Source organism: Ruegeria sp. YKSF57 (assembly GCF_059612585.1).
Map to the genome: position 1 here is coordinate 38,048 of NZ_JBXWQW010000032.1, position 17,377 is coordinate 55,424.

The 17,377-nt window shown below is 62.2% G+C and carries 21 protein-coding genes and 1 tRNA gene; 20 read left to right on the forward strand and 2 right to left on the reverse strand.

Going from position 1 to position 17,377, the window contains the following annotated elements; genetic code table 11:
* Positions 1-14: 14 nt before the first annotated feature.
* From AC2FLX_RS14560 to AC2FLX_RS14580, 5 genes are all read left to right on the forward strand, one after another.
* Positions 15-3,227 carry a reductive dehalogenase gene (locus tag AC2FLX_RS14560; RefSeq protein ID WP_496810832.1) on the forward strand — a complete coding sequence of 1,071 codons (3,213 nt, stop codon included), beginning with the start codon at positions 15-17 and terminating at the stop codon, positions 3,225-3,227.
* Positions 3,228-3,371: 144 nt separating this feature from the next.
* Positions 3,372-4,232, forward strand: a complete 861-nt coding sequence (locus AC2FLX_RS14565; RefSeq protein WP_480751553.1) for an FAD binding domain-containing protein — start codon at positions 3,372-3,374, stop codon at positions 4,230-4,232.
* 3 nt (positions 4,233-4,235) lie between these two features.
* Positions 4,236-4,715, forward strand: a complete 480-nt coding sequence (locus tag AC2FLX_RS14570; RefSeq protein WP_480751554.1) for a (2Fe-2S)-binding protein — start codon at positions 4,236-4,238, stop codon at positions 4,713-4,715.
* Positions 4,715-6,973 (forward strand): xanthine dehydrogenase family protein molybdopterin-binding subunit, encoded by a 2,259-nt coding sequence (locus AC2FLX_RS14575; RefSeq protein WP_496745328.1) that lies wholly within the window; start codon positions 4,715-4,717, stop codon positions 6,971-6,973. Before AC2FLX_RS14570 ends, AC2FLX_RS14575 begins: the two co-directional genes overlap by 1 nt.
* Positions 6,966-7,211 (forward strand): MoaD/ThiS family protein, encoded by a 246-nt coding sequence (locus AC2FLX_RS14580; protein WP_480751558.1) that lies wholly within the window; start codon positions 6,966-6,968, stop codon positions 7,209-7,211. Before AC2FLX_RS14575 ends, AC2FLX_RS14580 begins: the two co-directional genes overlap by 8 nt.
* A 76-nt stretch (positions 7,212-7,287) precedes the next feature.
* Here the strand turns inward: AC2FLX_RS14580 and AC2FLX_RS14585 are convergent, their stop codons facing one another.
* Positions 7,288-7,641 (reverse strand): phasin family protein, encoded by a 354-nt coding sequence (locus tag AC2FLX_RS14585; RefSeq protein WP_480751559.1) that lies wholly within the window; start codon positions 7,639-7,641, stop codon positions 7,288-7,290.
* Between the two features lie 226 nt (positions 7,642-7,867).
* Positions 7,868-7,942 (reverse strand) — tRNA-Thr (locus AC2FLX_RS14590).
* 83 nt (positions 7,943-8,025) lie between these two features.
* Between AC2FLX_RS14590 and AC2FLX_RS14595 the strand changes: the two genes are divergently transcribed.
* The 15 genes from AC2FLX_RS14595 to yacG all read left to right on the forward strand — a co-directional run.
* Positions 8,026-8,181, forward strand: a complete 156-nt coding sequence (locus AC2FLX_RS14595; RefSeq protein WP_496807822.1) for a hypothetical protein — start codon at positions 8,026-8,028, stop codon at positions 8,179-8,181.
* 6 nt (positions 8,182-8,187) lie between these two features.
* Positions 8,188-9,456: a UDP-N-acetylglucosamine 1-carboxyvinyltransferase gene (gene murA / locus AC2FLX_RS14600; RefSeq protein ID WP_480751562.1), complete on the forward strand. Its 1,269-nt coding sequence runs from the start codon at positions 8,188-8,190 to the stop codon at positions 9,454-9,456.
* On the forward strand, positions 9,453-9,929 hold the full coding sequence (locus AC2FLX_RS14605; RefSeq protein WP_496810831.1) for a DUF2948 family protein: 477 nt from the start codon (positions 9,453-9,455) through the stop codon (positions 9,927-9,929). The genes murA and AC2FLX_RS14605 overlap by 4 nt, the downstream gene beginning before the upstream one ends.
* A 29-nt stretch (positions 9,930-9,958) precedes the next feature.
* Positions 9,959-10,438, forward strand: a complete 480-nt coding sequence (locus tag AC2FLX_RS14610) for a GNAT family N-acetyltransferase (RefSeq protein ID WP_496810830.1) — start codon at positions 9,959-9,961, stop codon at positions 10,436-10,438.
* A gap of 100 nt (positions 10,439-10,538) precedes the next feature.
* A complete protein-coding gene (hisD, locus tag AC2FLX_RS14615; protein WP_496810829.1) occupies positions 10,539-11,840 on the forward strand; it encodes a histidinol dehydrogenase in 1,302 nt (433 codons plus the stop codon).
* A gap of 121 nt (positions 11,841-11,961) precedes the next feature.
* Entirely contained in the window at positions 11,962-12,441 is a 480-nt protein-coding gene (locus AC2FLX_RS14620) for a UPF0262 family protein (RefSeq protein WP_480751568.1), read from the forward strand.
* Between the two features lie 3 nt (positions 12,442-12,444).
* Positions 12,445-12,903 (forward strand): arsenate-mycothiol transferase ArsC, encoded by a 459-nt coding sequence (locus tag AC2FLX_RS14625; protein ID WP_496745337.1) that lies wholly within the window; start codon positions 12,445-12,447, stop codon positions 12,901-12,903.
* Complete coding sequence (locus AC2FLX_RS14630) at positions 12,900-13,298, forward strand: ketosteroid isomerase-related protein (protein ID WP_480751571.1); 399 nt, start codon at positions 12,900-12,902, stop codon at positions 13,296-13,298. Before AC2FLX_RS14625 ends, AC2FLX_RS14630 begins: the two co-directional genes overlap by 4 nt.
* A complete protein-coding gene (locus AC2FLX_RS14635; protein ID WP_496810828.1) occupies positions 13,291-13,884 on the forward strand; it encodes a GNAT family N-acetyltransferase in 594 nt (197 codons plus the stop codon). Before AC2FLX_RS14630 ends, AC2FLX_RS14635 begins: the two co-directional genes overlap by 8 nt.
* 271 nt (positions 13,885-14,155) lie before the next feature.
* Positions 14,156-14,425 (forward strand): DUF4242 domain-containing protein, encoded by a 270-nt coding sequence (locus tag AC2FLX_RS14640; RefSeq protein WP_480751573.1) that lies wholly within the window; start codon positions 14,156-14,158, stop codon positions 14,423-14,425.
* Positions 14,426-14,492: 67 nt separating this feature from the next.
* Positions 14,493-15,368 (forward strand): carbon-nitrogen hydrolase family protein, encoded by an 876-nt coding sequence (locus AC2FLX_RS14645; RefSeq protein ID WP_480751575.1) that lies wholly within the window; start codon positions 14,493-14,495, stop codon positions 15,366-15,368.
* Positions 15,369-15,458: 90 nt separating this feature from the next.
* Positions 15,459-15,677 carry a translation initiation factor IF-1 gene (infA, locus tag AC2FLX_RS14650; RefSeq protein WP_005978431.1) on the forward strand — a complete coding sequence of 73 codons (219 nt, stop codon included), beginning with the start codon at positions 15,459-15,461 and terminating at the stop codon, positions 15,675-15,677.
* A gap of 10 nt (positions 15,678-15,687) precedes the next feature.
* Positions 15,688-16,266, forward strand: a complete 579-nt coding sequence (locus AC2FLX_RS14655; RefSeq protein WP_496810827.1) for a Maf family protein — start codon at positions 15,688-15,690, stop codon at positions 16,264-16,266.
* Positions 16,263-17,285 carry a ribonuclease E/G gene (locus AC2FLX_RS14660; RefSeq protein WP_496745342.1) on the forward strand — a complete coding sequence of 341 codons (1,023 nt, stop codon included), beginning with the start codon at positions 16,263-16,265 and terminating at the stop codon, positions 17,283-17,285. Before AC2FLX_RS14655 ends, AC2FLX_RS14660 begins: the two co-directional genes overlap by 4 nt.
* A partial coding sequence (yacG, locus tag AC2FLX_RS14665; RefSeq protein WP_496875455.1) for a DNA gyrase inhibitor YacG occupies positions 17,282-17,377 on the forward strand: 96 nt, incomplete at its 3' end. The genes AC2FLX_RS14660 and yacG, both read left to right, overlap by 4 nt.

Below are 17,377 nucleotides of genomic sequence, written 5' to 3' on the forward strand. Positions count from 1 at the left end.
GACAGGAGAACGCGATGGGATTCCGCTTTTTTTCCGACAAGAACCGGCCTTTGCACATGGGGCACTATCCGCTTGAACGGCTTGCGCGGGCGGTCGACCTGCCGGACCTTGCGCAGATACCAGAGATGGCGGAGTTGAGTTTTCACCGTCGGCAGACGCCAGAAAGCATTGTCAACGCGATGGGAGAGTTTCAGGCGATGCTGGATGCGATCCGCGACGGCTTCGTCAATCCGGCGGTGGCAGAGATCCCGGAAAATCCGCTTGAACGAGCCAATCATCTGAAATCATTTGGTTATTTCAATGACGCATCAATGGTGGGATGCGGGCCATTGCCGACTGAAGCGATGTTGTCCAATCCGCGCCGCAACCCCGATATCGACCGATTGGCTCATGCGCTCAGGACGCGCCAGACCAAGACTCTGGCCTCGGGCATTGACGTTATCATGGCCGACCTGAAGGACAGTATGGAGGCCGAACCGACCTCGATCGACAGCCACCGTCACGCCATCATTTTCCTGTATGAGCACAACCGAGATCCGGACCCGGATGAGTCGGGGTCTGAGTGGATTCTGGATGCACAGGATCACCGAGCCTGCCTGTTAGCTACTGAAAATGCTACAGTAATTGCCAATTACATTCGCCTTCTTGGGTTTGATGCGCGGGCGCATTCGGTGATGTCTTCGGATGTCGATCTGGGGAAATTGGCAGTTGCCGCCGGGTTGGTGACGGTCGAGGATGGTGTGTTGGTCGCCCCCTGGTTGGGCTGCCGGTTCGGGTTGGCGGCGGTGACGACCGAAATGGAGATTGCGCATGATCTGCCGTTGCGACCGATGGCCGAACAACCTTGGTTCCAAACCCAAGGCCCTGCCTGGTGGCTAGGAAAGGGATTTGCAAAAAATGCTTTCAACAGAGATCCTTACGCCAGGCGCCGCTATGTCGATGGGGCGCAGCCGTTCGAGAAGTTGAAACGGGTTGAGGAGCCGACGACATACATCGACGAGGCTCATGTGGCGCGGGTTCCGAAACGTACAGATATGTTCGCGCGGGCGCAGTTCGGGGATATGGGCAAGGCGGTTCAGGACGGGGCCAAGGGCGGTCATTATGCGCGCAAATCCGCGCCCAGTTTCGCGCAGAGACGCGCACTTGGCGCTTTTGTACTGCTTCAGGATGGGGACTGTGCCGAAACGTACAAACCAAATGACGCCAATCGCAACGCCGCCAACCTGAAAGCGGCCAGCTATTTTCTGGGCGTCGACGCGGTCGGCCTCAGCCGCTGCCCGGACTGGGCCTGGTATTCGCATGACGCGACCGGCGAAGAGATCGTGCCGCCGCATGATCAGGCCGTCAGCATGATTGTCGATCAGGGTTATGAGACGATGGAGGGCGCATCCGGCGACGACTGGATCAGCGTCGCGCAGTCGATGCGCGCCTATTTGCGGTTCTCGCTTTTGGGTGGGGTGATCGCGCAGCAGATTCGAAATCTGGGCTACAAGGCCAAGGCGCATACGGTGATGGATGGCGAGGTGTTGCAACCGCCGCTGTTGCTGCTGAGTGGTCTGGGCGAGGTCAGCCGCATTGGCGAGGTGATCCTGAACCCCTATCTGGGGCCGCGCCTGAAATCGGGCGTCGTGACCACGGACATGCCGATGGCCCATGACAAACCCATCGATTTCGGCCTGCAGAATTTCTGCGAAAGCTGCAACAAATGTGCCCGCGAGTGCCCGTCGGGCGCGATTACCGCGGGACCAAAGCGGATGTTCAATGGCTATGAAATCTGGAAATCGGATAGCCAGAAATGCGCGACCTATCGGATCACCACGCCGGGCGGGGCGATGTGCGGGCGCTGCATGAAAACCTGCCCGTGGAACCTTGAAGGGATCTTCAAGGAAAAACCGTTCCGCTGGGCCGCGATGAATATCCCGTCAGCCGCGCCTGCGCTGGCAAAGCTGGACGATGCCGTGGGCAATGGCGGGCTGAACGATGTCAAGAAATGGTGGTGGGATATCGAGTTGCAGGCGGATGGCGCCTATCGCCCTTCGGTGCATCCGTTGAACCGGCGCGGTCTGCAAAGGGAGCTGGAGCTGAAATACGAGGATCAGACGCTGGCCGTCTATCCCGCGCCGCTGGCGCCGCACCCTTGGCCCTATCCGTTTCCGATGGATCGCGAGGCCGGGATCGAGGCCTATGAGGCGATGGTCAGCGCCGAGGAACACAGGGCGCGCGTTGCTGCCGGGGATATGTCGGTTGTCCACCGCTATCGGATCGCGGGCGATGCGCCGGTGATGCGGGTGGAACTGACCCGGGTCGAGAAGATGACGGCGGATGTGACCAAGTTCGAATTCTCGCCCATTGACGGCGTGCCGTTGCCGGAATGGACGGCGGGCGCACATCTGGACGTGCTGGTGGCGCCCGAGTTCCTGCGCCAGTATTCGATGTCGGGCGATCCGTCTGACCGGTCGAAATACCAGATCGGCGTGTTGCGCGAGGATCACGGGCGGGGCGGATCGGCCCTGATGCACAGAATCTTTCACGAGGGGCGCAAGGTTTTCATCTCGAAACCGATCAATCATTTCGAACTGGATGAAAGCGCGAGCAGGACATTCCTGATGGGCGGTGGCATCGGCATCACGCCGATGATCGCCTTTGCCCACCGGCTGTTTGCAATGGGCGCGGAGTTCGAGTTGCATTATTCTGCCGGCACGCAGGCCGACGCGGGGTATCTGGACGATCTGGCGGCGATGCCCTGGGCGGACAGGGTGCGCTTGCATTTCTCGGACAAGGGCACGCGCGCCGATCTGGATGTGGTTCTGGCGGGCTACCAGCCGGGCTGGCACGTCTATACCTGTGGGCCGGATCGGTACATGGATGGCGTGATGGCGGCGGCTGAACGGCAGGGATTCCCCGAAGAGGCGCAGCATCTGGAGTATTTCTCGGTTCCCGAACAGCCCGAATACGAAAATCACTCCTTTACGGTGCGGCTGGCGCGATCGGGGCGCGAATTCGTGGTGCCCGAGGACAAGGACGCCGCACAGGTTCTGAACGAGGCGGGCATTCATGTGGATGTGAAATGCGCCGACGGGATCTGCGGGGTGTGCAAATGCGGACTGATCTCGGGCGAGGTGGAGCATCGCGATTTCGTGCTGTCGAAGAAACAGCGCGAAGGGGCGATCATCCTTTGCCAGAGCCGCGCCGCAGAACCGGACGGGGTGATCGAAATCGACCTTTGACGCCCGGGTCGCTGGCCCGGGGGTCTGGAAACGACATTTTGCTTCGAAAAAAATCGTCGTTCCTGTCATGGACGCCGGATGGGTGCTGGACTAACGTCGCCCCCGAACCAAGTGAAACCCTGATCAACAGGTGCGAGGTAAAACATGGATTATCACAGCCCCGCCAGTTTCGCCGAGGCTTCGGAACTGGCTGTGAATGCGACGGGCATTACGCGTTTCCTGGCTGGCGGAACGGACGTGCTGGTACAGTTGCGTTCGGATTTCGTGACGCCGGATACGCTGATCGACATCAAGAAAATCAAGGGGGTGCAGGACATTACCCGCCAGGATGACGGCAGCTGGACGCTGGGTGTTGCGGTCTCGGGTGCCGAGATGAGCGAGCATCCGCAGCTTGGGCGGGACTGGCCCGGGCTGGTCGAAGGGATGGATCTGATCGGGTCGACCCAGGTGCAGGGGCGCGCGACGCTGACCGGCAATCTGTGCAACGCCTCGCCCGCCGCCGATTCCGTGCCGGGCATGGTGGCGGCCGGTGTGACCGTGACGGTGACGGGCCCGAACGGGGATCGCGAGGTTGCGGTCGAAGACGTCCCCACCGGTCCGGGCAGGACGTCGCTGGCCAAGGGCGAGGTGATTTCGGCCGTGCATATCCCGGCGCGGGGGGCAAATGGCGGTGATGCCTATCTGCGGTTCATTCCGCGTACCGAGATGGATATCGCGGTGGTCGGTGTCGGCGTGAACCTGCGGCTCGATGGCGACACCGTTACCGAGGCGCGCGTTGCGCTGGGCGCGGTTGCGCCGACGGTTCTGCTGGTCGAGGACTGTGCAAAGGCCATCATCGGCACCACGCTGGATGACGCCGCGCTGGAGGCGCTGGCGGCGGCGGCATCCGCGGCCTGCAATCCGATCGACGACAAGCGCGGCACCATCGCGTTCCGCACCGAGGTCGCCGGCGTGCTGGCCAAGCGCGCTGCCAAGATCGCCTATGCCCGTGCCAAGGGAGAATGAGCCATGAGCAAGATCCACGTATCAACCACCGTCAACGGCGATGCGGTCGAGTTTCTGTGCGACCCGCGTGAAACCCTGCTGGACTGTCTGCGCGACAAGCTGAACCTGACCGGCGCGAAAGAGGGTTGCGGCACCGGCGATTGCGGTGCCTGTTCGGTCACCGTCGATGGCCGGCTGGTCTGTTCCTGCCTGATGCTGGGGGCCGAGGCCGAAGGCAAGGAGATCGGCACCGTCGAAGGCATCGCCGATGGCGACGTTCTGCACCCGCTGCAGAAGAAGTTCATCGAATATGCCGCCCTGCAATGCGGCGTCTGCACGCCGGGAATTCTGGTGGCCGCGAAATCGCTGCTGGAAAAGAACCCCGACCCGACCGAGGAAGAGACGCGGTACTGGCTGGCGGGGAACCTGTGCCGGTGCACCGGCTATGACAAGATCATTCGCGCCGTGATGGATACGGCGGCCGAGATGCGGGAGGCTTCGTGATGGCGCTTGACGATCGCAAGACCGATTTCAGATTTGTGGGCACACGGCCCGACCGCCCGGACGGGCTGGACAAGGTGACGGGCCGCGCCAAGTTCGGGGCGGATGCCCAGGCGCCCGGCATGCTGCATGGCGCCATCCTGCGCTCGCCGCATGCGCATGCGCGGATTGTGAAGATCGACACGTCGAAGGCCGAGGCGCTGAAAGACGTGAAAGCGGTGGTCACGCGCGCCGATTTCTCGGACAAGCCCGAGTTCAAGCCGGGGCTTGAGGGCGAGTTCTGGAATGTGCTGGAAAACGTCATGGCGGGAGACAGGGCGCTGTATGACGGGCATGCGGTGGCGGCGGTGGCTGCGACCTCGGCGCTGGCAGCGCGCGATGCGCTGAAGCTGATCGAGGTGGAATACGAGGTGCTGCCCCACGTCACCGACGTGGACAAGGCGATGGCATCCGATGCGCCAGTGATCCGCGAGGGGGCTGCCGATTACTCGGTGCCAGAGGGGATGCACCCGAACGTCGTGCGCTATCACGAAAGCGGTCACGGCGATGTCGAGGCCGGATTTGCCGAGGCGGATCTGGTGGTCGAGGACCATTTCGAAACCGAAGCGACACACCAAGGTTATATCGAGCCGCATGCCTGTCTGGCCACATTGGGCAATGACGGCAAAGGTGAGCTGTGGTGCTGCACCCAGGGGCATTGGTACGTGCAGAAATACTGTGCCGCACTGCTGGGTATCGAGACGTCGCAATTGCGCGTCACGGCCTCGGAAATCGGTGGCGGCTTTGGCGGCAAGACCACGGTGTTCATCGAACCGGTGGCGCTGGCGCTGAGCCGCAAGGCCAACCGTCCGGTCAAGCTGGTGATGAACCGGTCGGAGGTGTTCCGGGCCACCGGGCCGACCTCGTCGGCGTCGATGGACATCAAGATCGGGATGAAGAAGGACGGCACCATCACTGCCGCGCAAGGCATTTTCCGCCTGCAGGGCGGCGCCTTTCCGGGTGCGCCGGCCGAATTCACTGCGATGTGCGCCTTTGCGCCTTACAACCTGACCAATGTGCGGCAGGTGGGTTATGACGTGCTGGCCAACCGCCCGAAACAGGCGGCCTATCGCGCGCCGGGCGCGCCGATGGGGGCGTTTGCGGTTGAATCGGTGATCGACGAGCTGTGCAACAAGCTGGGTCTGGACCCGGTCGAGGTGCGCCTGAAGAACGCCGCGCACGAAGGCACCAAGGCCAGCTATGGCCCGCGCTACGACCGCATCGGGCTTGTCGAGACACTGGAAGCCGCCAAGGCGCATCCGCATTATTCGGCGCCGCTGAAGCCGGGGCAGGGGCGCGGCATCGCCTGCGGGTTCTGGTTCAACCACGGGGGCGAGACCAGCGTGTCGCTGGCGCTGAGCGAGGATGGATCGGCGCAGGTGATGGTGGGTACGCCGGATATTGGCGGGTCGCGCGCATCGATGGCGCTGATGGCGTCCGAGGTGCTGGGCATCCCTTACGAAAACGTTCGCGTGACGGTCGCAGACACCGCGACGCTGGGGTACAATGACATCAGTCACGGCAGCCGCGTGACCTATGCCTCGGGTCTGGCAACCATCAAGGCGGCGCGCAATGCCGTCGAGAAACTGTGTGAACGCGCGGCGGCCAAGTGGGGTATCCCGGTCGATGCGGTGAAATGGGAGAACGGCTGTGCTGTGCCGTCGGGGCCGAATGCTGGTGATTTCGATCCGCTGCCGCTGGCCGAAATAACCGCCGACATGGGCGCGACAGGCGGCCCGATCTCGGGCCATTTCGAGGCCACGCCCGAAGGTGCGGGGGTATCGTTCGGCACCCATATCGTCGATGCCGAGGTCGATCCCGAGACCGGCAAGACCTGTGTCACGCGCTATACGGTCATTCAGGATGCGGGCAAGGCGATCCATCCGACCTATGTCGAAGGTCAGTATCAGGGCGGCGCGGCGCAAGGTATCGGCTGGGCGCTGAACGAAGAGTATATCTATGGCCAGGACGGTCGCCTGCAGAACTCGATCTTCCTTGATTATCGTATCCCGGTGGCCAGCGACCTGCCGATGATCGACACGGTGATCGTCGAGGTGCCCAACCCCGGTCACCCGTTCGGTGTGCGGGGCGTGGGGGAAACCGGAATCGTGCCGCCGCTGGCTGCGATCGCGAATGCCGTATCGAACGCAGCGGGTGTTCGCATGCGCCGCCTGCCCATGTCGCCGCCGCGGATTCTGGCGGCGCTCAAGGGCGATGGTTGAGGTCAACCTCTGGTCTGGTCTCCGGTCTTTGACCGGGGGCCAGCAGGTGGTCGAGGTCGAGGCCTCGGACACCGGCGAGTTGCTGCGCGAACTGGTGCGCGCCTATCCTTCGCTGAAAGGCCCCATCGATGCGGGCGTGTCGGTGGCAATCAACGGTCGGATCATTGCCGGTGGCCTGACCGAGCCGATCCCGGACGGGGCCGAGGTTTACCTGATGCAACGGCTTCGGGGCGGTTAGCCCTGCGCCAGTTCCTGTGGCAAACCGCCTTTGACCGGCAGAATGGATATCGCCTGAAGATCCGGCGTCGCCACTATCAGAGGGGCACGTCGTCATAATCGCGGGACTGGCGGAACGGCGTGTCTTTGATCGTTTCTTCCGTCGCCTTGGACATCATCGTGAAAAGGCGCGCAGCCTCGTCGGTATATTGCTCCATCGCGGTCTTGAAGAACTCCGACTGGACCTTCACCAGATCCGCCGGGGTCTTGCAGGCCAGCAGAGCCTTTTGCGTTTCAAAGTCCTGTTGCAGGCGATCCGTCACGAACCGCGTGCTTTCGGACATGATGTCCATCCAGGCTTTGGCCGCGGTCTGATTGACACCCATCAAGCCAAGAGTCATCGCGGGCGCGGTTGCGTCCAGGTCTGCATCCGTATTCTTCGATTTTGCCATGGCCTTGCTCCTGTATCAGACTGAGTATCGGGTTGTTTCGTCGCCGCCTGCGCGAAACCCGATGCTTGTCCATAGCTGGTTTGAGCTTGCCGGTCCTTGATCTGGATCGTGCGGGGTCACAAAAACTGCTGGATCACCGCCAGCCAATCCTGTCAGATCTGTCCCGCAGTTGGGCGCGCACATCTTCAATCCCGTGAGGCGGGCGTTTGTTTTCAATAAGTTAGGATGGTGCTGCCGGAGAGATTTGAACTCTCGACCTCTCCCTTACCAAGGGAGTGCTCTACCCCTGAGCTACGGCAGCGCGGTGAGCGGGTGATTAGACGCAAACGAAACGCGGCGCAAGGGTGTCTGGACGGTTTTTTTTACCTCCTGTAGAGAAAGGTCATGTCAGACGAAAATTCACCAAAAAAACACGGCAAATCCGAATCTGCGCGCGAGGACAGGCTGAAGGCGGCACTGAAGGCCAACCTGGCAAGGCGCAAGGCGCAGGCGCGCGCGCGCGCGACTGCGGATGACAAGGCCGGTGAGGAAAAGGAATAAGAGCAGATGGATTCGATTCTCGTTACCGGCAATGGCCCGCTGAATGGCCAGATACCCATTGCAGGGGCCAAGAATGCGTGTCTCACGCTGATGCCGGCGACGCTGCTCAGCGATGAACCGCTGACGTTGACCAATGCGCCACGACTGAGCGACATCAAGACGATGACGACGCTGCTGCAATCGCTGGGGGCCGAGGTGTCGCTGTTGCAGGACGGGCAGGTTCTGGCGATGTCGAGCCATGATCTGACCAGTCACACGGCGGATTACGATATCGTGCGCAAGATGCGTGCGTCGAACCTTGTGCTGGGGCCGTTGCTGGCCCGGTTTGGCCAGGCCGTTGTGTCGCTGCCCGGCGGCTGCGCCATCGGTGCGCGCCCGATGGATTTGCATGTCGAGGCGCTGGAGGCGCTGGGAGCCGAGATCGAGTTGAAGGACGGGTATCTGCACGCCAGCGCGCCGGGCGGGTTGAAGGGCGCGGTGCATGAGATGCGGTTCGCTTCGGTGGGCGCGACCGAGAACATGGTGATGGCGGCCACGCTGGCGAAGGGCACTACGGTGCTGAAGAACGCCGCGCGCGAACCCGAGATCGTCGATCTGGTGCGTTGCCTGCGCAAGATGGGCGCCCAGATCGAGGGTGAGGGCACGTCGACCATCGAAATTCAGGGTGTGGAGCGGCTGCATGGCGCCACGCATCAGGTTGTCACCGACCGGATCGAGCTGGGCACCTATATGCTGGCACCCGCAATCTGCGGCGGCGAAGTCGAGCTTCTGGGCGGACGGATCGAGCTTGTGGGCTCGTTCGTCGAAAAACTGGATGCGGCTGGGATCGCGGTGGAAGAGACCGAGAAGGGCCTCAAGGTGGCGCGCCGCAACGGCAGGGTCAACGCCGTTGACGTGGTGACGGAACCTTTCCCCGGGTTTCCGACCGATCTGCAGGCGCAGATGATGGCGCTGATGTGCACCGCCGAGGGGACCTCGGTTCTGGAGGAGCGGATTTTCGAGAATCGCTTCATGCATGCGCCTGAACTGATGCGCATGGGTGCCCAGATCGACGTGCATGGCGGCACCGCGACGGTGACCGGGGTCGAACGGTTGAAAGGCGCGCCGGTGATGGCGACCGATCTGCGGGCGTCGGTCTCGTTGATTCTGGCCGGTCTGGCCGCCGAGGGAGAAACCGTGGTCAGCCGGGTCTATCATCTGGATCGCGGATATGAGCATGTGGTGCGCAAGCTGGAAGGCGTCGGCGCGCGGATAGAACGGATCAAGGGCCAATGACGGACGCAAAATTCGAAGAGGGGCGCGAAGCCCCGCTGAACCTCGGAGCCGAGGATGTCGACGATCTGAAGGTGATCGCCACACTGACGCAGGACGCGGTGTTTCCTGTTACGGAACTGTCCTGGCGCCCGTCGGAACAACGCTTTGCCCTACTGCTGAACCGGTTCCGCTGGGAGGATCGCGAGGCCGCCGAACGGCGCGGGCGCGCGTTCGAGCGGGTTCAGTCGCTGCTGGTGTTCGATTCGGTATTGTCGGTGGCAAGCCAGGGGATCGACCGGTCGGACAAGGACATGATCCTGTCGCTGCTGTCGGTCGAGTTCGAGCCGTCCGGAGACGAGGCGGGGCAGATCCTGCTGACGTTGGCCGGAGACGGGGCGATACGGTTGAATGTCGAGGCGCTCGACGCCCGTCTGAAAGACGTGACCCGGCCCTATCGCGCCCCCTCGGGGCAGGCCCCGCACCACCCCGAATAGTGCAGAACAAACGCGGCATATCGCAGGCGATGTCCCCAACTGCATCGGGGATCGCCTTGCGGCGGGCCACGGTGTTTGATGTCTTTGATATCAGCCGCATTCTGGTGCAATCGATCACCCCGCTGTGCCGCGCCGATCACCGCGACGATCCCAGGGCGCTGACTGAATGGACCTCGGGCAAGACCGCGCAGGACATTCGAAAATGGCTGGACGGCGATGCCGAATTCTGGCTGGCGGAGTGGAACGGACAGCCCGGCGGGGTTGGCGCGATATCGCCCGGCGGCGAGGTGCTGCTGCTTTATGTTGCGCCATCGGCGGTGGAGCAGGGGCTCGGCGCCGCGTTGTTGGACCGGCTTGAGGATCGCTTGCGGGATGCGGGGCACCAAACCGGATTTCTGGTCGGCACCACCACGGCCCGTGCGTTTTACGAGGCACGGGGCTGGCGTGGGGACGGGGCGGCGCGATGTGGCCCGGCGGCCTCTTGTCAGGCGATGACCAAGCAACTTTGATCACGCGGCACTGGCACAAATCGCTGCACCCCCGCGGCTGAGGCTTGAGACCGCCGCGCCCCGGCGATATGCACCCTGCAAAACGCCCGGAGGTCCAGCCATGCCCCAATTCCTCGACACCACGTCGCCCGATTTCGATACCGCGTTTGCGGCGCTGCTGGCCGCCAAGCGCGAAGACAGCCCGGATGTGGACGAAGTGGTTGCCGCGATCATTGCAGATGTACGGGAGCGGGGCGATGCAGCGGTGATCGAACTGACCGAGCGGTTCGACCGTATCGCACTGACCCCGGAAAGCCTGCGGTTTTCCCCGCAAGAGATTGTGCAGGCGACTGGCCAGGTTACGACGGAAGAGCGCGAGGCGCTGGAACTGGCCGCCGAGCGCATCCGGGCCTATCACGAACGGCAGATGCCGCAGGATGAGGAATGGACCGATGCGGCAGGCGCGACGCTGGGCTGGCGCTGGTCGGCAGTGTCGGCGGCGGGGCTATATGTGCCGGGCGGTTTGGCCTCCTATCCGTCATCGGTGCTGATGAATGCGATTCCGGCCAAGGTGGCGGGGGTGGAACGGCTGGCGATTGCGGTGCCGACGCCGGATGGGCAGGTAAATCCGCTGGTTCTGTTGGCGGCGCAACTGTCCGGGGTGGACGAGATTTACCGGATAGGTGGGGCGCAGGCGATTGCGGCGCTGGCCTATGGGACTGATGCGGTCAGGCCGGTTGACAAGATCACCGGCCCTGGCAACGCCTTTGTCGCCGCCGCCAAGCGCCGCGTCTTTGGCAAGGTCGGCATCGACATGATCGCGGGACCGTCCGAGATTCTGGTGATTGCCGACAAGGACAATAACCCCGACTGGATCGCGCTGGACCTGCTGAGCCAGGCCGAACATGACGAAAGCGCGCAGTCGATCCTGATCACCGATGATGCGGGTTTTGGCCAAGCGGTGGCGGAAGCGGTGGAAAAACGCCTTGAGACATTGGAACGCCGCGCCATTGCCGGGCCAAGCTGGCGGGATTTCGGAGCGGTTATCACGGTGCGCGACATGGACGAAGCTGCGGCGCTGTCCAATCGTATCGCGCCCGAGCATCTGGAACTGTGCGTGGCCGATCCGGACGCGCTGAGCCAAAAGACCATCCACGCAGGCGCCATTTTCCTGGGCCAGTACACGCCCGAAGCGATCGGCGATTATGTGGGCGGGCCGAACCATGTGCTGCCGACCGCGCGTTCGGCCCGGTTTTCCTCGGGCCTGTCGGTGATCGACTTTCTCAAGCGCAGCACCATCAGCAAGATGTCCCCCGAGGCCCTGCGCGCCATCGGCCCGGCAGCAGAGCGGCTGGCGATTTCGGAGAGCCTGGAGGCGCACGGGTTGTCGGTGCGGGCGCGGCTGGATCGTCTGAACAGTTGAGACCGAAGGACAGATCCGCGCGGTATCCTGTGGCCCATGGGAACGGGGCGACACACAGTTGCCCCCAATTGCACGTTGTTGTACCCCTGCCGGAACGCAGTTTTTTCCGAGCACCGAAAGTATGAGTCACATAAGCCATATCGAACTGGACGATCGCAACCTTCCCGCGCCGACGCCGGAGATCGAGCAGGAGCGCAAGGTGGCGATTTTCGACCTGCTTGAGGAAAACAGTTTCGACCTGCCCCAACGGGATGACCGGGTCATTCCGGATGGTCCCTATCGGTTGCAACTGTCCATTCGCGACAAGCGGCTGGTCTTTGACATCGAAACCGAAGACAACCAGAAAGCCGCCGAGTTTCATCTGTCGCTTGGCCCGTTCCGGCAGGTCGTGAAAGATTATTTCCAGATCTGCGAAAGTTATTTCAACGCAGTGAAAACGATGCCGCCCAGCCAGATCGAAACCATCGACATGGCGCGGCGCGGCATCCACAACGAAGGCAGCCGCGTGTTGCAGGAACGGCTTGAGGGAAAAGCCGAGATCGACACCGACACCGCGCGCCGCCTGTTCACCCTGATCTGCGTTCTGCATTTTGGGGGCTGACGCGTGAAGCCGTTGCCGCACTCGGTGCTGTTTTGCTGCGACCACAACGCGGTGCGGTCACCAATGGCCGAAGGCATCATGAAGAAGTTCTACGGCACCGGCACCTATGTGCAGTCGGCCGGGGTCAAAAGTGATATGGATGTTGACGGGTTCTGCATCGCGGTCTGCCAGGAAATCGACGTCGAACTGTCGCGCCACCGTACGCGCACCTTTGACGAGATGCAGGAATGGGGCGATGATCTGGGGTCTTTTGACCTGGTCATCGCGCTGTCGCCTGCGAGTCAGCGACGGGCGCTGGAACTCACCCGATATTATCACCTCGATGTCGATTATTGGCCAATAATGGACCCTACTGGGCTCGGCGAGACGCGGGAAGAGAAGTTACATCATTATCGTCAAACCCGCGATCAAATCATCCAGCACCTCAAGGAGCGCTGGGGAGAGCCTACGGAGATTACATGAACGACACCGTCAAACGCTATTTCGATGCCTTCAACGCCGGGGACGTCGACGGGATGCTTGCCTGCCTGTCCGATGACGTGGCCCATCACGTGAACGAAGGACAGATTCGCGAGGGCAAGGAAAAGTTCGCCGCGTTCTGCGCCCATATGAACCGCTGCTATAAAGAAAACCTGACCGACATGGTGATTTTCGAGGCCGATGGTGGCACCCGTGCGGCGGCGGAATTCATCGTCAATGGCACCTATCTGGAGACCGATGACGGGTTGCCTGAGGCGCATGGCCAGAGCTATCGCTTGCCCGCCGGGTCGTTCTTTGACCTGCGCGACGGCAAGATCACCCGCGTCACCACTTTCTACAATCTGGCCGATTGGATGAAACAGGTCTCGAATGGGTAAGGTCACGGATGTCCGGGCGCTGACCGGCGCAGCGCTGGAAGCGGCGCTGGACGATGTGGCGCGGTTGCGCATCGCGGTATTCCGGGCTTGGCCCTATCTCTACGACGGCGATCTGGCCTATGAGCGCGATTACCTGAAGGTCTATGTCGAAAGCGAGGGCGCCATCGTGGTTGGCGCCTTTGACGGAGGCAAGCTGGTCGGCGCTTCGACCGGCATGCCGTTGGCCGATCACGCCGATGATTTCGGCGCAGCCTTTGCCGATACCGGGCTGGACATGGGGCAGATCTTTTATTGCGCCGAATCCGTGTTGATCCCGGATTACCGGGGGCAGGGGATCGGCCACAGGTTCTTTGACTTGCGCGAAGCCCACGCCCGCGAATTGGGTTATGCCAAATGCGCCTTTTGTAGCGTGCAGCGCCCTGCCGATCACCCGATGCGGCCGGAAAGCTATCGCCCGCTTGACGCATTCTGGCGCGCGCGGGGGTACGAGCCATTGCCGGGGGCCGTTGCCCAATTCCAGTGGAAGGATCTGGGCGAAGAGGAAGAAACGTCGAAGCCGTTGCAATTCTGGATCCGGGATCTCTGATCCCGGCTGCGCGCCTTTGGACGCTTGTGGCGCACCATTCAACAACCGGTGCCGGATTTGACATTCAGTGACCGCTTGCCGGGCCAGAAAATCGTAGGGTCACTTTTGGGCCGTCCAAGCCAGAAAATGCCTAAAGCCTGTCGCAGTCAGATTTGGCAGTGATAGTGGAGACAGATCAAAGCTGTGTTCAGGGGGAAAACCTGTCGTCAAATTCGCTCATACAAATATGCAAAAATGTGTTACCTTTGAGTTTTCCAAAGGGGGGAAAGTCATGAAAAGATATGTGATTGAGCGCGATTTGCCGGGGGTTGGCGGCATGTCCGGCGACGAACTGGGCGGAGCGTCCGCCAAGTCGAACGAGGCGCTGGACCAGATACCGGGGGTGCAGTGGCAGCACTCGTATGTCGCGGGCGACAAGACATTCTGTATCTATCTGGCCGAAAATGAGGACGCGATTCACAAGCACGCGGAACTCAGCGGTTTCCCGGCCAGCAAGATCACCGAGGTCGTGACCATCATCGACCCGACAACCGCCCGCTAATCGGGTCTGTACATGGCGCGGCGTCCCCGCATAAGGTCGCACGACCTTCGCAGCCGGGGACGCCGATATGAAACTTGCAACCGCCGCCTATCCGCTCGATTGGCTCGATAGCTGGGCCCAGTACGAGGACAAGCTGAACCGTTGGGTGGCCGAGGCTGCCGGAAACGGGGCCAAGCTGTTGGTGTTTCCCGAATATGGCGCGATGGAGCTTTCGACTCTGGACGGGCCGGAGGTTGCCGGAGATCTGGAGAAATCGATCCATGCAGTTTCGGATCGGATGGAGGACGCGGCTGTCCTGCACCAGAATCTCGCGCGGGAGTACGGGGTCCATATTCTTGGGACTTCGGCCCCGGTGAATGCGGGATTTGACAGGCCCGTCAACCGGGCCGAGTTCTACACCCCGACGGGTGGGCGAGACCATCAGGACAAGCAGATCATGACCCGGTTCGAACGCGAACACTGGAATGTTGTTGCGGGCGGGCCGCTCAAGCTGTTCGATACCGCGCTGGGCAAGATCGGTGTTCTGATCTGTTATGACAGCGAATTCCCGCTTTTGGGCAGGGCACTGGCCGAGGCCGATCTGATCCTGGTGCCATCCTGCACCGAGGCGCTGTCGGGCTATTGGCGTGTCCGCATCGGCGCGATGGCCCGGGCACTGGAAAATCAATGCGTTACGGTCATGGCTTCTCTGGTCGGCTGCAACGACTGGTCCGAGGCGGTGGATATGAACACCGGGACGGGCGGCATCTTTGGTCCGCCGGATATTGGGTTCCCCGAAACGGGTGTTCTGGCCGAGGGCGGGCTGAACCAGCCCGGCTGGACCTATGCCGAGGTGGACCTTGGGGCGATTGCCCATGTGCGTGCAGATGGTCGGGTGCTGAACCGGGCCCACTGGGCCGAGCAGGAACCCCGCGTCTTATCCGTCACAAACTGTGGCATCTAGGCAATTCGGCCCTTGAATTAAGGGGAAAATGCGCTCATTTAGGCGCACGTCCCGTAGATTCTGCGGGTGCAACGTATTTAAGGAGAGAACATGGCCAAGGAAGATACGCTCGAATTTCCCGGTGTCGTGAAGGAACTCCTGCCGAATGCGACGTTTCGGGTCGAGCTGGAAAACGGCCATGAGATCATCGCACATACGGCAGGCAAGATGCGCAAGAACCGCATCCGCGTTCTGGCCGGCGACAAGGTGCAGGTCGAGATGACCCCTTACGATCTGACCAAGGGTCGGATCAACTATCGTTTCAAGTAACGCCAGCCTTATGGCGTTCATCCTGGGATCGGGCAGTCCGCGACGGCTGGACCTGCTGGCTCAGCTTGGCGTGCGGCCCGACAAGATATCCCCTCCAGACATTGACGAAACGCCCCATAAAGGCGAGTTGCCGCGGCCTTATTGCGCCCGGATCGCCCGGGAAAAGGTGCAGGCGGTGCAGGCCGGGGACAGCGACGTTGTCTTGTGCGCCGACACCACCGTAGCGCTGGGGCGCCGCATTCTGGGCAAGCCGTTGGATGCGGCCGAGGCCGCCAAGTTTCTTTATGCCCTGTCGGGCCGTCGCCACCAAGTGATCACCGCCGTCGCCGTGCGGCGCGGCGATGACCTTTGGGCGCGGGAGGTGGTCAGCCAGGTCAAGGTCAAGCGGCTGTCGGATGTGGAAATCAATGCCTATCTCGCCTGCGGCGACTGGGAGGGCAAGGCCGGTGCCTATGCCATTCAGGGACCTGCGGGTGCCTTCATCCCGTGGATAAGCGGGTCGTTCACCGGTATCGTCGGCCTGCCGTTGGCGGAGACGTCGGGTTTGTTGCAGGCGGCAGGTTTGCCGCTGTATCAGGAAGTGTCATGAAAGGCCGCACAATCATTCTGGACCACATAGACGACCGCGAGGCGGCGGCGCTGATGGTGGATGGCAGGCTGGATGATTTCCTGATCGAAGGCGACGCGCCTGCGCCCGGAACTATCTATCGCGCCCGCGCGGACCGGCCCGTGAAAGGGCAGGGCGGCATGTTTTTGTCGACCCCAGACGGCCCGGCCTTTTTGCGGCAGGTCAAGGGCCTGGCGCCCGGTGCGCAACTGCTGGTGCAGGTCACCGGCTATGCCGAGCCGGGCAAGGCGATCCCGGTCACGTCCCGGCTGCTGTTCAAGAGCCGCTATGCCATCGTCACGCCGGATGCGCCGGGTTTCAACATCTCGCGCAACATCCGCGACGAGGACCTGCGCGACAGGTTGCTGGAAATTGCCCATGAACACATGGGCGACAGCGCGTACGGGCTGATCCTGCGGTCGTGCTGCGACGGAGCCGAAGCGGAAGCAATCGCCGAGGATATCGCCGCCATGGCGGAATTGGCGGACAAGGTATTGAGCGACCAGGGGGATGCGCCTGAGATCCTTGCCGAAGGCGACGGCCCGCATACCCTTGCCTGGCGCGATTGGACCGAAACGGCCGAGGTGGTGACGCAACCTGGCGGGTTCGAGGTTCATGGCGTGCTGGATGCGCTGGATACGGCCCGAGCGATTGCCGAGCCGCTTGCAGGTGGTGGGCAACTGTTTATCCAGCCAACCCGCGCGCTGGTCGCCGTGGATGTGAATACCGGGTCTGACACGTCCCTGGCGGCAGGTCAGAAGGCCAATTTCGCATGCGCCAAGATCCTGCCACGCGCGCTGCGGGTGCGCGGCCTGGGCGGTCAGATCACGCTGGACCTCGCGCCCATGCCGAAGAAGGACCGGCGCGGGTTCGAGGCCGCCTTGCGCGCGGCCTTCAGGCAAGACAGCGAGGAAACGATTCTGGCTGGATGGACCCCGCTGGGCCATTTCGAGTTGCAGCGCAAACGCGGGAGAATTCCCTTGGCGGAGGTGCTGAAATGAGCTGTCCGATCTGTGGTGACGAGACGACGACAACCTACCGCCCTTTCTGCTCGAAACGCTGTGCGGATCTGGATCTGGCCAAGTGGCTGAAC

What these genes read in the sequence shown, in the direction of transcription:
- AC2FLX_RS14560 (WP_496810832.1), top strand. Translation starts at nt 15, where the DNA reads ATGGGATTCCGCTTTTTTTCCGACAAGAACCGGCCTTTGCACATGGGG.
- AC2FLX_RS14565 (WP_480751553.1), top strand. Translation starts at nt 3,372, where the DNA reads ATGGATTATCACAGCCCCGCCAGTTTCGCCGAGGCTTCGGAACTGGCT.
- AC2FLX_RS14570 (WP_480751554.1), top strand. Translation starts at nt 4,236, where the DNA reads ATGAGCAAGATCCACGTATCAACCACCGTCAACGGCGATGCGGTCGAG.
- AC2FLX_RS14575 (WP_496745328.1), top strand. Translation starts at nt 4,715, where the DNA reads ATGGCGCTTGACGATCGCAAGACCGATTTCAGATTTGTGGGCACACGG.
- AC2FLX_RS14580 (WP_480751558.1), top strand. Translation starts at nt 6,966, where the DNA reads ATGGTTGAGGTCAACCTCTGGTCTGGTCTCCGGTCTTTGACCGGGGGC.
- AC2FLX_RS14585 (WP_480751559.1), bottom strand. Translation starts at nt 7,641, where the DNA reads ATGGCAAAATCGAAGAATACGGATGCAGACCTGGACGCAACCGCGCCC.
- AC2FLX_RS14595 (WP_496807822.1), top strand. Translation starts at nt 8,026, where the DNA reads ATGTCAGACGAAAATTCACCAAAAAAACACGGCAAATCCGAATCTGCG.
- murA (WP_480751562.1), top strand. Translation starts at nt 8,188, where the DNA reads ATGGATTCGATTCTCGTTACCGGCAATGGCCCGCTGAATGGCCAGATA.
- AC2FLX_RS14605 (WP_496810831.1), top strand. Translation starts at nt 9,453, where the DNA reads ATGACGGACGCAAAATTCGAAGAGGGGCGCGAAGCCCCGCTGAACCTC.
- AC2FLX_RS14610 (WP_496810830.1), top strand. Translation starts at nt 9,959, where the DNA reads ATGTCCCCAACTGCATCGGGGATCGCCTTGCGGCGGGCCACGGTGTTT.
- hisD (WP_496810829.1), top strand. Translation starts at nt 10,539, where the DNA reads ATGCCCCAATTCCTCGACACCACGTCGCCCGATTTCGATACCGCGTTT.
- AC2FLX_RS14620 (WP_480751568.1), top strand. Translation starts at nt 11,962, where the DNA reads ATGAGTCACATAAGCCATATCGAACTGGACGATCGCAACCTTCCCGCG.
- AC2FLX_RS14630 (WP_480751571.1), top strand. Translation starts at nt 12,900, where the DNA reads ATGAACGACACCGTCAAACGCTATTTCGATGCCTTCAACGCCGGGGAC.
- AC2FLX_RS14635 (WP_496810828.1), top strand. Translation starts at nt 13,291, where the DNA reads ATGGGTAAGGTCACGGATGTCCGGGCGCTGACCGGCGCAGCGCTGGAA.
- AC2FLX_RS14640 (WP_480751573.1), top strand. Translation starts at nt 14,156, where the DNA reads ATGAAAAGATATGTGATTGAGCGCGATTTGCCGGGGGTTGGCGGCATG.
- AC2FLX_RS14645 (WP_480751575.1), top strand. Translation starts at nt 14,493, where the DNA reads ATGAAACTTGCAACCGCCGCCTATCCGCTCGATTGGCTCGATAGCTGG.
- infA (WP_005978431.1), top strand. Translation starts at nt 15,459, where the DNA reads ATGGCCAAGGAAGATACGCTCGAATTTCCCGGTGTCGTGAAGGAACTC.
- AC2FLX_RS14655 (WP_496810827.1), top strand. Translation starts at nt 15,688, where the DNA reads ATGGCGTTCATCCTGGGATCGGGCAGTCCGCGACGGCTGGACCTGCTG.
- AC2FLX_RS14660 (WP_496745342.1), top strand. Translation starts at nt 16,263, where the DNA reads ATGAAAGGCCGCACAATCATTCTGGACCACATAGACGACCGCGAGGCG.